The organism is Streptacidiphilus sp. MAP12-33 (assembly GCF_041261265.1).
Lineage (GTDB): Bacteria > Actinomycetota > Actinomycetes > Streptomycetales > Streptomycetaceae > Streptacidiphilus.
In genome coordinates this window covers 32,966-46,602 of record NZ_JBGCCA010000008.1, presented here as the reverse complement: position 1 = coordinate 46,602, position 13,637 = coordinate 32,966, and the positions used below count along the sequence as shown (strand labels likewise).

The window sequence follows — 13,637 nt, the reverse complement described above, 5'->3', positions numbered from 1 at the left end:
AGCACTGCTCTCGCTTGAGAACAGTGTGCGCGCGAGCAGGTGTCGCAGTCAAGAGCAGTGCTCTCGTTTGCGAGCAACGCTCTCAATCAAGAGCGGGCGGAGAGAGCGGCCTCCTCCAGCGCTCGCGCGGTCGCCAGTCCGCCCTCCCGGGCGTGCCCCGTCAGCAGCGCCCGGCAGCGCCCCAGCTCCGGCACGAACTCGGTCATCACCACACCCGCGTGGTCCGTGGGCGGCAGAGCCAGCTCCACCGGCCAGTCGGACCGCTCCAGTGCGGCCGCGAAGGCACGGCTGTTGTCCGCGCCGACCACCGGGTCGTCCGCGCCGTGCACCAGCCGAACCGGCACGGGCACCCGCCGCGTGCCGGCCAGGTCCTCGACGGCGGGCGGTCCCATCCTCGGGTCGTGCGAGGTCAGGTAGTTGCCCGCGATCCCGACCAGCGCCGCCGGGCGCCACCCGGCGCCCGCCTCCCCCAGCGCGTCCTCCCGCAGCACGACCGCCGCCGCCGCCCGCGCGCCCAGCGACCAGCCCGCGAGCACGGCCCGGTCCGGATCGCCGCCCCACTCGGCCGCCCGCCCCCGCAGGAAAGCGACCGACTCCCGCAGCTGCGTCCACCCCGCGTCCGTCGCATCGGGTCGCCAGTCGGGCACCAGCACCAACAGCCCGCGCGCGGCGGCCTCCCCGGCGAGCGCGCCCAGCACGTCCCGCTCCCGGGGACCGCGCCCGTGCCACAACAGCACCGTCCCGACCGGCTCCCCCTGCGGCTGGTACACGTCCAGCAACTCGCCTGACGCCCCGTAGACCAACGCGCTCCGTGCGGACATCCGTCCCCCCTCACTCGCTGCGGCGCCACCGTTCGTCCCGGTTCGCCGCACCTGTCCCCGCGATCACCGCTCCCGCGCGGCCCCTGGCCACGACGGAGATGGGGCACGCCCTATGCTGCCTCCCCGTCACCGTACCGACCCGGCGTCGGCGACCCGCACCGCGCATCCCTCCAGGAGTCACCATGTACCGCGCCACGACCAGGGCGGCCGCTCTCGCCCTCTGCGTCCTCCCGCTGCTGAGCGCATGTGTCTCCGGATCCCTCGTGCCTCCCGGCCACAGCGCGGGCCACAGCGCCGGACCGGCGCAGAGCTCGGCCGCCAGCCCGCCGGCCACCGCCCTCGCGAGCCCCGCCTCGACCGCCGCCCAGGCCGCGCCCACCAGCGCCCAGCTGACGGCCGCGCTGCCGGCGCTCCCCGCCGGCGCCAAGCCGTGGGTCGCCTCGACCGGCCCCAACGGCCTGCTGGACGCCGCCGGTTACGTCGGCGTCGCCTTCGGCAAGGCCAACGCCGCGACGGACCTGCCAATCGAGCTCAACCGCGGCCTCCAGTCCGGTGCCCGCTGGACCTGGGCGACGACCGACGGCGAGCTGGTGGAGATCCTGCTCGCCCGCTTCCGCACCGACATCGGCGCGCAGAGCTACTACCTGATGGAACACGCCGCCAAGCTGAAGAAGTACCCGACCGTCACCCCCGAGCCGGTGCCGGGCATCGGCACCGGCTTCGTCCAGTCGATCGCGTCCCTCGACGCCTACGGCAACGCCCTGGTCCGCCTGCACGCCGTCGCGGGCGACACGGTGATCGTCGTCAACGTCTCCAACCCGGCCACCCCGGACCCCACCACCGCCGACACCCTGGCCCTCGCCATCGCCAAGAAGCTCTGCGCGGACCAGGGTTGCAGCCTCGGCTGACCCTCAGCCGCGCGAGAGGGCTCAGCCGGGGTGGCCGCCGAGCACGTGCTCGAAGAGGCGGGCGTCCGGGCCGGGGGCACAGGGGACCGGCGCGGCGGGATCACCGGGCGGACGAGGCCCGGCTGAGGGCGATGCCCGCGGCGGTGACGAAGGCGAGCAGGAAGAGCCCCGCCGGGTAGGCGAGCCAGGCGAGGCCGGTCAGCAGCAGTCCGTAGGCGACGCCCGAGGCCGCGATCGAGACGGCCAGAGCGGCCGCCAGGACGCGCAGGTAGCGGGGGAAGGACGCACTCGCGACGGTGGCCGCACCAACGACGGCGAGCGCGAGCATCTTCACGCCGTCCAGGCGGGCCACCGCCTGCCAGAGGTCGTGCGCCGTGCCCGGCGCGGTCGCGGAGGCGAGCAGCAGGCCGAGGACGCACTGCACGGCCGAGACCACAGCGGCCGCCAGGCCGGCCAGGCGGAGCGTGCGGGCGACGGCCGTTCCCGCCGCCACGCGGGCCAGCCCGAGACAGATCACGGCCAGCCCGATGGCCGGCAGCCCTTCGGTCAGGACGAACTGCATCGTCACCGCCCCGCTGCGGCCGTGCAGTTGGGACACGATCGACGTTCCGGTGTCACGCAGCCCGGGGCTCGGCGCACCGAGCGAGAGGCCGGCGATCCAGCTGACGGTGTAGGCGATGCCGGTGAGCGCGAGCGGGTGCAGCACAATGGAGCGGGAGGGTGCGGCGGCCGGGGCCGAGGTGGTGCCGGTCATGGTTCATCTCTCCTGAGCCGTGGATGCGTGGAAGTCGGACTGAAGGTGAGCGAGCGGCGTCCCGTCAGCGGGATGCGAGCCAGCACGCGGTGGCGAGGTGGAGGGCGGCGAACGCTCCCGCGCCGTAGGCCATGCCGGGGTTGCGGCGGCGGGCGCCGAGCGCGGAGTCCCCGAGCTGCACCAGACCCGCGACGGCGAGGACCGGCACGAGCGCCGGGGTGTCCCCGGCGACCACCAGGGCGGCGGTGAGCAGGCCAAGCGGCACCGCGCGGATCGCGTAGGCAGAGGCATAGAAGCGCACACCCCCCGTGATCGCCTCACCCGTGGTCAGCGCGAGGCCGGGCCGCAGCATTCCCGCGACGGCGGAGCCGGTGGAGACCAGCGCGGCAAGGACGTTGGCGCCGAGGAGTACGGACAGCAGAACGGATGACGACGACATAGTGCATCTCCCCCTGAATCATTCGAGCTAAGAACGATATCCATAAGCTATCATTCGACCCATGAGCGATGTCAACAGCGAATGCAGGCCGACGACGGACCGGATGCCAGGGCTCACCGCCACCCTGGTCTTCACGCTCGGCACCCTCGGCACGGTGGCGACGGACCGGTTCACCCGCGCGCTGGACGCCTTCGACCTGGGCCTGAAGCCCAAGCACGTCGCGCTGCTGGTGACCCTCGGCGCGGGGGCCGCCGCCTCCCAGCAGGAGCTGGCCGGCCGCATGGGCGTCGCCCCGAGCCTGGTCGTCTCCCTCACGGACCATCTGGAGCAGCTCGGCGCCGTGCAGCGGGTCCGGGACCCTCAGGACCGACGACGCCAGGTGCTGACTCTCACTACGGTCGGCCGACGCCTGGTCGAGCGCTGCGAGGCGGCCGGGCGCGCCCTCGACGACGAGCTCGCCGCGCCACTGACACCGGACCAGCGTGCGGCCCTGGCGCAGGCGTTGCGCCTCCTGGCCGACCAGGTCGGCCTGCCTTAGCCGAACGCCTGCGCCGAACCGGGCCGAGCGCGGCGCTACGCGCTCGCGACGCCGGGCTCGGTCAGCACGGCGGGGCCGGGACGGCAGGTGAGCAGCACGCCCGCGCCGAACAGCGCGGCCGGCACCGTGGGGAAGCGCCCGTCGAAGGCGAAGCCGTGGCTCGCGAAGACGGCCAGGGCGTAGACCGCCGCGCCGAAGCCCAGCGCGAACGCCGCCGGGTACCGCACCTCGGCGTCGGGGCGCAGCCACGTGGCGAGGGCGCGCAGCGCACGCTCCAGTGGCGCCAGGGCGACGAGCAGGACGAGGAGCAGCGCGCCGAGGACGAGCAGCCAGGGCAGGCGCAGCGCCCACCAGCCGCCGGAGCCGACGGTCGGCTCGGGGGCCAGGCGGGTGAGGTAGAAGAGACCGGCCGCCGCGAGCACCGGGACCATGTGCCAGAGGTAGACCGGCATCGAGGCGCGCCCAACGGGCCGCACCAGCCGCCACAGCCGTTCCCCGCCCAGCAGGCGGCGCGCCGCCGGAGCGAGGGCGACGCAGAGGCCGCACTGGCCGACGACCCAGGCCAGCATGGCCGCCGAGGGCGGGTTGGTGTTGGAGACCGTCTCGGTGGAGACCAGGATCAGGCTCACCGGGAACGGGCCGTAGGCCACCAGCAGGGTGAAGCCCAGGCCGCCACCGAGCGCCAGCAGCCACGGCAGTGCCCGACGGCGCGTCAGCAGACCGTCGGCCCAGCAGAAGCCCATCTGGTAGGCGACCGCCCAGACCAGGACGTAGTTCAGCGAGCCGAGCACGGGCGGGTGCAGGCGGAGCACCACCACGTCGACTGCCACCGCGGCCAGGCCGAGCACCGCCGGGACCGCGAGGCCGAACCGGCGGTGGGCCGCGTGCAGCGCCGGCGTGAGCGCGGTGACCAGCAGGTACACCGGCAGGAACCAGAACTGCATGGCCAGCGCCCAGCCGACCATCGCCAGCAGCCCGGGATCGACCCCGACCGCCGCGCAGACGGCCACGGCCGCCAACGCGAGGCCGGCGTAGACACCGGTCGGCAGCAGCAGCCGCAGGGTCCGCTGCCGGATCCACGGCCAAGCCCGTCCCCGCGCGCGGCTCCAGGAGCCGGCCGCCGCACAGCCGCCGGCCAGGAAGAACAGCGGCATGATCTGGAAGAGCAGCGTCAGCCACTGGGTCCACGGCACCGTCACCAGCAACTCCGGTGCGGCCAGGGCGCCGTCGCGGTGGGTCAGCGCCGTGATGAGCCAGTGCCCGACCACCACGCAGGAGATGGCCAGCGCCCGGAGGAAGTCCAGGTAGCGGTCGCGGTCGGGAGCGTCGGCGTGATTCACACCGCCTGATTGTCCGGAGCGGAGCGCGGGGCGGGACAGCACGGGTCGGCATCGATGACGACGCGGCTTCGTCTCTCCGGCTCGCGGCCGAACAGCAGGCGCACCAGGGCGAGTCCGAGGACGGCGCCGACCGACTGGGCGACCACGAACGGGAGGACGGAGCCCGGGGCGATCCCGGTGAGGCTGTCGGTGAAGGCGCGTCCGACGGTCGCGGCGGGGTTGGCGAAGCTGCCGGAGGAGGTGAACCAGATCGCCGCCCCGATGTAGGCGGCCACGAGCACCGGCGCGAGCGCCTCGCGTCCGATCCGGCCGAGGCCGACGACCAGCAGCACCAGCCCGGCCGTCGCCACGACCTCGCCGAGCCACAGATGCACGCCCTCGTGCGGCTGCCGGGACAGCCGCAGTGTGGAACCGGCGAACATCCCGTCGGCGAGCAGCGCTCCGCCGATCGCCCCGGCGGTCTGAGCCACCGTGTAGGCGCCGACCTCGACGGGCCGCGGTCCGCCCTCGCTCCGTCGCCCGCTCCACCAGGAGGCGAGCGTGACCACCGGGTTGAGGTGCGCCCCGGAGACCGGTCCGAGCAGCGCGATCAGCACGCCCAGCCCGAGCGCGGTGACCAGCGCGTTCACCAGCAGCTCCACCCCGGGATCGGGCGTCAGCCGCACCGCCTGGATGCCCGAGCCGACGACCACCGCGACGAGCGCGAGCGTGCCGACGAACTCCACGGCCGCGCGCCTGCCCAGCCCGGCGCGCTTCAACAAAATGTCAACTTCGCCCACGGAGCGCATCCTCCCACAGCCCACCTGCCGACGGCACCGGCCGACCACCAGCTGACCACGTCCCGCCCCCGACCCGGGCGCGAGCGGGACCGCGACGGGACCGCCGTCTCAGGCGGGCGGGACGGCGGGCCGGGGAGGTTGGGGGCATCGAAATCCCCCGCACCCCAGTGGAAGGCACCAGCGATCATGTGCAGAATCCACGGCCACTTCGACGCCGACCTCTCGCCGCACGACCTGCGCGCAGCCGGAGCGCTGCAACGGCACGGCGGACCGGACGAGGCGCGGCTGGCCCACGGCCCCGGCTGGGCTCTGGGCAGCAACCGGCTGGCGATCACCGACCCCGCGGGCGGACACCAGCCCTACGAGGGCGACGGCGGCCGGATCAAGGCCGTCTTCAACGGTGAGATCTACAACCACGACGAACTGCGCGCCCAGCTGCGCGGCCGGGGGCACCGCTTCGCGGACCGCTGCGACGGGGCCGTCCTGCCCGCGCTCTACCAGGAGCAGGGGCCGGCGTTCGCCGAGCACCTCGACGGGATGTTCGCCGTCGCACTCGTCGACCTGCGGGCCGAGCCGACGCTCGTCCTGGCCACGGACGACGCCGGGATGAAGCCGCTCTACTACCGGTGGGACGGGCGACGGCTGCGGTTCGCCTCCGAGCTGCCGGCCCTGCTCGCGATGGGACGGGAACGTCCGTCGCTCTGGGAGCCGGGGCTGGACAGCTACCTGGCCACCAAGACACCGTTCGGCGAGGAGACGCTCGTCGAGGGCGTGCGGGTGCTGCCGCCCGGCACCACCGCCGTCTGCTCGCGCTCGCGCGGACTGCGGCTGCACCGCCGCCCCGCCCCGGAACGCCCGGCCGTCACCGGAGGGGAGCCGGGCGACCAGGTGCGGGAGGCACTCACCGAGGAGGTCCGCAGGCTGACCGTCGCCGACGCGCCGGTGTGCGCGATCACCAGCGGCGGACTGGACTCCAGTCTGGTGACCGCGCTGATGGCCGCCGCCCCGGACGGAACCCCCGCAGACGGCGAGGTGCACTCGTTCAACATCGCCTACACCGGCGACTGGCCCCACGACGAGCGGCACTTCGCCCGCGAGGTCGCCGAGCGGGCGGGCACCGTGCACCACCAGGTCGAACTGGACGTGGCGCGCTTCGCCGAGCTGCTCCCGGCGGTGGCCTGGCACCTCGGCCAGCCCAACGCGGACCCGATCACCCTGAGCACCCACGGCCTGTTCGAGGCCGTGCACCAGGCCGGGTTCAAGGTGGCGCTGACCGGCGACGCCGCCGACGAGGTCTTCGCCGGGTACGGAAGGATCCACACCGCCGTCACCGCGCAAGGGGACTGGCTGCCCGGCTACGTCGACGCGCTGGCGGCCATCCCGGCCGAGGCCCGGCCACGGCTCTACAGCGCCGAGTACCGCGCCTTCGTCGCCGCTCGCGGCAGCGCCTCCGACGCGATCGCGGAGGAGCTGCGGCAGGACTGCGCGCACCGGTCCCGGCTCGACGTCCTGACCGACTTCGAGACGACGGTCCGGCTGCCCGCCTACCACCTGCGCCGGGTGGACCACCTGAGCATGGCCCACGCCGTCGAGGTCCGACTGCCGTTCTGCCAGCGGTCGGTGCGCGAGCTGGCCCGGGCGCTGCCGCAACGGCACCGGCTCTCGCCGGACGGCGGACGCGGCAAGGTCGCCCTGTACGCGGCCGCGCAGGGCCTGCTGCCGCGCAGCGTGCTGGAGCGGCCCAAGCAGCCCTTCACGCTGCCGATCACGGCGATGCTCGCGCCGGGAACGCCGCTGTGGGCCTACACCCGCGAGGTGCTCTCCCCCGGCCGGCTGCTCGCCGGCGGCCTGCTCGACCCGGCGGCCGTGGAGCGGCTGCTGCGGGCGCAGCAGACCCGCCCGGCCGACTGCCTGGCCCTGGCGACCTGGTCGCTGCTGATGTTCGAGCTGTGGCGCGAGGAGTTCGCGGTGCGCCGCGCCGCCTCCCGCCCGGCCGAGGACCGAGAACTGCTGGAGGTGGCGTCATGACCGCGCCGACCCTGAGTCACCCGCTGAGCCCGACCCTGACCGCGCCGACCACCCACCTCGGCTTCGCCGCCCTCGCCCGCGCGACCGGCGCCCCCGGACCGACCCTGGTCCTGGACGCCGACGCGCTCCCCCGCGACGGCGACGCGCTCGTCGAGTCGCTCACCCGGATCCGCCGCCGCCTCCCGGCCCTGGACGGCAGCGGCACCGGCACCGGCACCGGCACCGGCACCGGCACCGGCGAGGTGCTCAAGTGGGCGCTGATCGCGCCCTCCGCCCACCCGTTGTTCGACGTGGACTACCGGTTCGTCCAGGCCATGCCCGACGCCCCGGACCACTTCGACCTCAGCGGCACCTGCGGCCACTCACTGCTCGCGGCGGTGACCGCCGCCGCACAGGCCGGGCGCCTGCTCGCACTCCGCGCGGGCGACCGGATCCGGGCCCGGGTGCTGAACAACGGCGACCAGGTGGTCTGCCAGGTCGACCATGCCTCCCCGCTGCGCACCGTGTTCACCGCGCACTTCGTCGCCCCGCCGGGCACCCGGCTCGGCACCCTGCTGCGCGACGGCGGCCGGGTGGTGCGGATGGCCAACCCGTACCTTTTCGTCGACGGGGCCCGGCTCGGTGTGCGGGACCGCGAGGCCCTGTTCCGGGGCGAGCAGCCCGATCTGTACGCGACGCTGGAGCGCCTGCGCAGGCGGCAGGCGGCCCGGCTGGGCTGGCCGCCGAACGGCGCGTTCCCCAAGGTCGCGGCGGTGGTCCCGGTGGCTCCCGGGCACCTGGCGGTGCGGGCGCTGACGGTCGGCGGCTGGCACCCGGAGCTCGCGCTGACCGGTGCGGTCTGCCTCGCGGCGGCCTCCGCGCTGCGCGGCACGGTCCCGAACCGCCTGCTGACGGCGGTGACCGCCGGTGAAGCCGGCGGCGGCGAGGCCGGACGGCTGGTCATCGACACCCCCGCGCGGCAGGTCGTGGCCTCCTACGCCGCCACCGGCGACGGACCGGACGACGAGCTGCTCTGGGTCAGCGTCGGCGGCAAGGAGACCCGGGCGCTGGGCACGGTCGCGGTGGGTGTCGGCGATGACTGACCCCCAGCTCGACTCCCCCGACGACCGGCCGAACGACCAGCGGACCGACCGGCCGAACGACCAGCGGACCGACCGGCCGAGCGACCAGCGGACCGACCCGCGGAGCGACCGGCGGAGCGACCAGCAGAGCGACCCGCGGAGCGACCGGCGTGAGCGGCCCTACGACCTGGTGGTCACCGGGGTCCGCCTCGTGGGCGGGGACGGGGTGGTGACGGGCGGGCTGGCCGTGTCGGGCGGCCGGATCGCCTGCCTGCTGGGGCCGAACGAGCGTCCGCCCGCGCGGCGGACGCTCGACGGCGGCGGACACCACCTGCTGCCCGGCCTGATCGACTCCCATGTCCACTTCCGCACCCCCGGCCTGACGCACAAGGAGGACTGGGCACACGCGAGCCGGGCCGCCGTCGCGGGCGGGATCACCACGGTCGTCGACATGCCCAACACCGTCCCGCCGCTGCGCACCGGCGAGGAGGCGCACGCCAAGGCCCGGCTGATCGACGGCACCTCCCTCGTGGACTACCGTTTCCACCTCGGCGTCGCGGGCGAGGACCCCACGCCACTGCGCGAGGTGGGTGCCCGGGAGGCGACCAGCGTCAAGGTCTTCCTCGCCGGGCACCACACCGCCCCCCATGTGGTGCGCGATCCGGCGCAGCTGGAGAAGATCTTCCGCACGGCCGCCGAGACGGGCTTGCGGCTGCTGCTGCACGCCGAGGACGACGGCGTGTTCGGGCTGCTGGACGAGTGGCGCGGCGAACCGGCCGGCTACGGCGAGTACGAGCGCCACCGTCCGCGCAGCGGCGCGATCGTGGCAGTGGCCCGGGTACTGGAGCTGGTCCGCCGCCACGGCACCGCGGTGCACGTGCTGCACGCCTCCACCGCCGAGGAGGCGGACCTGCTCACTGCAGCCGCCCATGCGGGACTTCCGGTCACCTTCGAGGTGACGCCGCATCATCTGTCGTTCACGGCCCAGGAGACCTCGCGCGTCGGCGCCCGGGCCCGGCTCAGTCCCGCGCTGCGGGACCTACCGGACCAGGAACGCCTCTGGCAGGCCGTGCGCGGCCGCCACGCGGCGACCCTCGGCAGCGACCACGCCCCGCACACCCGCGCGGAGAAGCTCCGCGCCCCCGCGGAGGCGCCGCCGGGCCTGCCGGGCGTCCAGGAGATGCTGGCCGCCGTCCACACCGGACTGCGCAGGCGCGCCCCCCACGAGCCACCGGACGCGCACCTGTCGTGCCTGGTACGGATGCTGGCGGAGCGCCCGGCCGAGCTCTTCGGCCTGGACGAGCGCAAGGGGGCCCTGCGCCCCGGCCTGGACGCCGACTTCGTCCTCTTCGACGCGGACCGGCGGTGGATGCTGGAGCCGGGGGCGATCCGCTCCAAGTGCGGCTGGTCGGCTTACGAGGGCTGGACGATGACGGGCCGGGTCCTGCACACCGTCCGGCGCGGCGCGACCGTCTACGCGCTGGACCCCGAGGGCGGCGCCACGTTCGGGGCGTCCGAGGGCGAGTGGCTCACGGCACGGCGCCCTGTAGACCTGGAACCGCGGTGAGCGCGACGCTGCGGCGCGGTGAACTGGCCACGACGGCGTTCGCCTGCGGCGTGGCGGTGGCGGGCCTCTACTACGCCCAGCCGCTGCTGCCCGCGCTCACCGCGACGTTCCACGCCGGCCGGGCGGGCGCGGCGGACGTGGTCTCCGCCGGCCAACTCGGCTACGCGGCGGGCCTGCTGCTCGTCGTCCCGCTGGGCGACCGGCTGCCGCGGGAGCGGCTGGCCATAACACTGCTCTGGCTCGCCGTCCCGGCGGCGGTCCTGGCGGCGCTCTCGCCCACGCTCCCGGTGCTGGCTCTCGCGGCCGTGTGGCTCGGGGTGTGCGGCAGCGCCGCCCAGGTCCTGGTCGCCCGCACGGCCTCGACGGCCGGCCCGGAACGCCGAGGCCGTGCCGTCGGCACGGCCATGGGCGGCCTGACGGCCGGCATCCTGCTGGCCCGCGTCCTCTCAGGCCAACTGGCCGCCGCCGCGGGCTGGCGAGCGACCTATGCCGCGGCCGCCGTCCTGCCCGCGACGGCGGCCGTGCTGCTGGGAGCGACCCTGCGCCACGGCGCGCAGCCACACCCCCGTGCCCCCGCCGAACGGACCGCCCACGGCGACGGCAGCCTGCCCGGCGACCCGGCAGGGCCGGCACCTGGCGGGCCGGCCACCCCCGCAGAACGCCGGGAACCCGCCCGGGGCCCGGCACCGGCGGCCCGCGAGCCCCTCCACGTCGCGGCCGCCGCCCCGTGCGCGACCGCCGTGCCGTTGCCGACGACGCCGCCAGGACGCCCGGCCGGACCCGCCCGCCGGCCCAGCGGGCCGGCCGCCCCCGCAGAACGCCGAGAACCCGCCCAGGGCCCGGCACCGGCCGCGTCAGGCAGCCCGCGTAGCGAGGCCGCCGGCCCCGGCGGAGGGGGGCCACGGCGGGGTGTCCGGCTCCGGCCTGCGGCCTGCGGCAGGGACGGGGGCGGGGCCTGGGGCGGGGGCGGGGGCGGGGCCTGGGGCGGGGGCGGGCTGTGGTCGCGGCGGCTGGCCGCTCGTTGTGCGTCCGGGTTCGCGGTGTTCGCGGCGTTCTCCGCGTTCTGGACGCCCAGCGCCTACCTCCTCGCAGGCCCGCCGTTCCGCCTCGGGGAGGCCGCCACCGGCCTGTTCGGGCTGGCCGGCCTCGCCGGCGTGCTGCTGGCGCAGCCCGCGGGCAGGTTGTGCGACCACGGACACGCGCGCCCCGCGCGCTTCGGTGCCCACCTGCTGATGGTCGTGGCGTTCCTGCCGCTCGCGCTGGGGCGCGGCAACCTGGTGCTACTCGGTGTCGGAGCCGTTCTGCTGGACCTCGGGCTGCGCGGGGTGCAGACCGCCAACCAGCAGCAGATCTACGCCCAGCTGCCCGCCGGCACCCACAGCCGGGTGACCACCGTCTACATGACCTGCTACTTCGCCGGTGGCGCGACCGGCTCCGCGCTCTCCGCCGCGGTCTGGGCCCACGCAGGCTGGCCGGGCGTGTGCCTGCTGGGCGGCGTCCTCGCCGCCCTGCCGCTGCTGCCCGGGGCCGTCGCCGTCCTGCGGCCACGGACCGCCACCACCACCGTCACCAGTCCCGAGGAGGCGTCATGACCACCACCGAAGAGACACCCACGACCACCGCCCTCGCCAAGTTCGTCGATCCGCTGCCGATTCCGCGACGCCTGCACGTCGACCGCGCGGACCCCGCCCCCCGGCTGACCTTCCGCACGGTCGGGGTCCAGGCCCGCCTGCACTCCCAACTGCCGCCCACCCCACTGTGGACCTACGACGGTGAGTTCCCCGGCCCGGTGCTCGACGTGCACCGCGGCCAGCGGCTGCACGTGACCTGGGAGAACGGCACCACGACCAGCTATCCGGCCGTGGACGCCTTCCTCGCAGACGCGCCGGGCAACCCGTCGCTCGCGATGAACGACCCGGGCATCGGGCTCGCCCAGCCCGTCAAGGGCGTCGCCGCGCTCCCGGCCTGGCACGTCACCCATCTGCACGGCGCGGTGACCGGGGGCGACAACGACGGCTGGATGGAGAACGCCGTCCTGCACGGCGACGCGCAGCTGTCCGAATACCCCAACGACCAGCCGGCGATGACGCTCTGGTACCACGACCACGCGATGAACGTCACCCGGCTGAACGTCTTCGCCGGACTCGCCGGGATGTACCTGCTGCGGGACGACGAGGAAGAGGCGCTGCGCCTGCCGGGCGGTGACCGCGAGATCCCGCTCATCGTCTGCGACCGCAACCTGGAGACCGACGCGGCGGGCCGGTTCACCGGCAGGCTGCTGCACAAGACGAGCGGCACGCTCCCGTTCTTCGGCCCGTACACCCTCGTCAACGGGCGTATCTGGCCTGCGCTGGAGGTGGCACCCGGCTGGTACCGGTTCCGCGTGCTGAACGCCTCGAACGCCCGCACCTACCGGCTGCACCTGCTGGACGAGGCCGGTCAGGTGCTCACCGGGACGGCCTGGCTGATCGGGACGGACAGCGGCCTGCTCGGCGCCCCGCTCCCCGTCCCCGCCGACGGACTGACCCTGGCCCCGGCCGAACGGGCCGACCTGCTGGTGGACTTCGGCCCCTTCCGGGGCCAGGCGCTGCGGCTGGTCAACTCCGCCCAGGCACCGTTCCGCGGGGACCCGCTGCCGGCCGGGGTCCGTCCCGGCGACCCGCTGCCCGCCAACCGGCTGCCGGAGCCGGACGTCATGCAGTTCCGCGTCGCGGACCTGCCGCCCACCGACGGCTTCCGGCTGCCGCGGACGCTCTCCGCCTCGTACGTCCGGCTCACTCACGACCGGCTCCCGGCCGACCACATGCACCGGATGCTGGCGCTCGCCGCCGACGCGGACGGCACGCTCGGGCTGTGGGAGCTCGGCGAGGTCCCGGCGTCCGAGGCGCCCACCGGAGGTGTCCAGGACGGCATCGTCCAGGTGACCGACCAGGACGGGGTGACCACCACCTACCGGCGGCTCGCCCGGCACTTCGACGACCCGCTCAACTGGCGCGCCCGGCAGGATGGGTGGGAGGTCTGGAAGGTCCTCAACCTGAGCGGGATCCTGCATCCGGTCCACATCCACCTGACCCGCTTCCAGCCGCTGGCGATCGACGGCTACGACACCGAGAAGTTCGTCCAGGCCCAGGGCGGCACCGCGCCGGGCGCGCCCGTCGCCCACCTGGAGTCGCTCCCGATCGACCCGAGCCTGACCGGCTGGAAGGACGTGATGCGGGTGCCGCCGGGCACGATGGTCACCCTGGCCGGCCAGTTCCGGGGCGCGTCCGGCCGGTACATGTACCACTGCCACATCCTGGAGCACGAGGACGCCGGGATGATGCGCCAGTTCGCGGTCATGCCCGGCGCGGTCATGGACCTCGGCGGCATGGGCGGGATGAGCGGGATGTAGCAGCGCCGCGC

The 13,637-nt window shown here is 75.1% G+C and carries 12 protein-coding genes; 7 read left to right on the top strand and 5 right to left on the bottom strand.

Annotation, left to right across the window (positions count from 1 at the left end):
• Window positions 1-86: 86 nt before the first annotated feature.
• The gene (locus ABH931_RS10445; protein WP_370112062.1) at window positions 87-821 is read right to left on the bottom strand and encodes an alpha/beta hydrolase; all 735 of its coding nucleotides are present in this window, start codon (window positions 819-821) and stop codon (window positions 87-89) included.
• 182 nt (window positions 822-1,003) lie between these two features.
• Between ABH931_RS10445 and ABH931_RS10440 the strand changes: the two genes are divergently transcribed.
• Window positions 1,004-1,729: a hypothetical protein gene (locus ABH931_RS10440; RefSeq protein ID WP_370112061.1), complete on the top strand. Its 726-nt coding sequence runs from the start codon at window positions 1,004-1,006 to the stop codon at window positions 1,727-1,729.
• 100 nt (window positions 1,730-1,829) lie between these two features.
• Here the strand turns inward: ABH931_RS10440 and ABH931_RS10435 are convergent, their stop codons facing one another.
• The gene (locus ABH931_RS10435; protein WP_370112060.1) at window positions 1,830-2,483 is read right to left on the bottom strand and encodes a hypothetical protein; all 654 of its coding nucleotides are present in this window, start codon (window positions 2,481-2,483) and stop codon (window positions 1,830-1,832) included.
• Window positions 2,484-2,547: 64 nt separating this feature from the next.
• Window positions 2,548-2,922 carry a hypothetical protein gene (locus ABH931_RS10430; protein ID WP_370112059.1) on the bottom strand — a complete coding sequence of 125 codons (375 nt, stop codon included), beginning with the start codon at window positions 2,920-2,922 and terminating at the stop codon, window positions 2,548-2,550.
• 61 nt (window positions 2,923-2,983) lie between these two features.
• Here ABH931_RS10430 and ABH931_RS10425 point away from each other — a divergent pair, with 61 nt between their 5' ends.
• Entirely contained in the window at window positions 2,984-3,460 is a 477-nt protein-coding gene (locus tag ABH931_RS10425; RefSeq protein WP_370112058.1) for a MarR family winged helix-turn-helix transcriptional regulator, read from the top strand.
• 35 nt (window positions 3,461-3,495) lie between these two features.
• Here ABH931_RS10425 and ABH931_RS10420 read toward each other — a convergent pair whose 3' ends face one another.
• A complete protein-coding gene (locus ABH931_RS10420; protein WP_370112057.1) occupies window positions 3,496-4,800 on the bottom strand; it encodes an acyltransferase in 1,305 nt (434 codons plus the stop codon).
• Window positions 4,797-5,579 (bottom strand): aquaporin, encoded by a 783-nt coding sequence (locus ABH931_RS10415; protein ID WP_370112056.1) that lies wholly within the window; start codon window positions 5,577-5,579, stop codon window positions 4,797-4,799. Before ABH931_RS10415 ends, ABH931_RS10420 begins: the two co-directional genes overlap by 4 nt.
• Before the next feature lie 186 nt (window positions 5,580-5,765).
• Here ABH931_RS10415 and asnB point away from each other — a divergent pair, with 186 nt between their 5' ends.
• From asnB to ABH931_RS10390, 5 genes are read left to right on the top strand one after another with little or no spacing between them, the layout of a single operon-like run.
• Window positions 5,766-7,607 (top strand): asparagine synthase (glutamine-hydrolyzing), encoded by a 1,842-nt coding sequence (gene asnB, locus ABH931_RS10410; RefSeq protein WP_370112055.1) that lies wholly within the window; start codon window positions 5,766-5,768, stop codon window positions 7,605-7,607.
• The gene (locus ABH931_RS10405; RefSeq protein WP_370112054.1) at window positions 7,604-8,689 is read left to right on the top strand and encodes a PrpF domain-containing protein; all 1,086 of its coding nucleotides are present in this window, start codon (window positions 7,604-7,606) and stop codon (window positions 8,687-8,689) included. Before asnB ends, ABH931_RS10405 begins: the two co-directional genes overlap by 4 nt.
• On the top strand, window positions 8,682-10,235 hold the full coding sequence (locus ABH931_RS10400; RefSeq protein WP_370112053.1) for a dihydroorotase family protein: 1,554 nt from the start codon (window positions 8,682-8,684) through the stop codon (window positions 10,233-10,235). The genes ABH931_RS10405 and ABH931_RS10400 overlap by 8 nt, the downstream gene beginning before the upstream one ends.
• Window positions 10,232-11,827, top strand: coding sequence for an MFS transporter (locus ABH931_RS10395; protein ID WP_370112052.1), 1,596 nt, complete (start codon window positions 10,232-10,234; stop codon window positions 11,825-11,827). Before ABH931_RS10400 ends, ABH931_RS10395 begins: the two co-directional genes overlap by 4 nt.
• The gene (locus tag ABH931_RS10390) at window positions 11,824-13,626 is read left to right on the top strand and encodes a multicopper oxidase family protein (RefSeq protein WP_370112051.1); all 1,803 of its coding nucleotides are present in this window, start codon (window positions 11,824-11,826) and stop codon (window positions 13,624-13,626) included. The genes ABH931_RS10395 and ABH931_RS10390 overlap by 4 nt, the downstream gene beginning before the upstream one ends.
• The last annotated feature ends 11 nt before the right edge of the window (window positions 13,627-13,637 follow it).

Bases quoted from the DNA above. Each gene is read 5' to 3' on its own strand.
- ABH931_RS10445 (WP_370112062.1), bottom strand. From the start codon at position 821: ATGTCCGCACGGAGCGCGTTGGTCTACGGGGCGTCAGGCGAGTTGCTG.
- ABH931_RS10405 (WP_370112054.1), top strand. From the start codon at position 7,604: ATGACCGCGCCGACCCTGAGTCACCCGCTGAGCCCGACCCTGACCGCG.
- ABH931_RS10390 (WP_370112051.1), top strand. From the start codon at position 11,824: ATGACCACCACCGAAGAGACACCCACGACCACCGCCCTCGCCAAGTTC.
- ABH931_RS10430 (WP_370112059.1), bottom strand. From the start codon at position 2,922: ATGTCGTCGTCATCCGTTCTGCTGTCCGTACTCCTCGGCGCCAACGTC.
- ABH931_RS10425 (WP_370112058.1), top strand. From the start codon at position 2,984: ATGAGCGATGTCAACAGCGAATGCAGGCCGACGACGGACCGGATGCCA.
- asnB (WP_370112055.1), top strand. From the start codon at position 5,766: ATGTGCAGAATCCACGGCCACTTCGACGCCGACCTCTCGCCGCACGAC.
- ABH931_RS10440 (WP_370112061.1), top strand. From the start codon at position 1,004: ATGTACCGCGCCACGACCAGGGCGGCCGCTCTCGCCCTCTGCGTCCTC.
- ABH931_RS10435 (WP_370112060.1), bottom strand. From the start codon at position 2,483: ATGACCGGCACCACCTCGGCCCCGGCCGCCGCACCCTCCCGCTCCATT.
- ABH931_RS10400 (WP_370112053.1), top strand. From the start codon at position 8,682: ATGACTGACCCCCAGCTCGACTCCCCCGACGACCGGCCGAACGACCAG.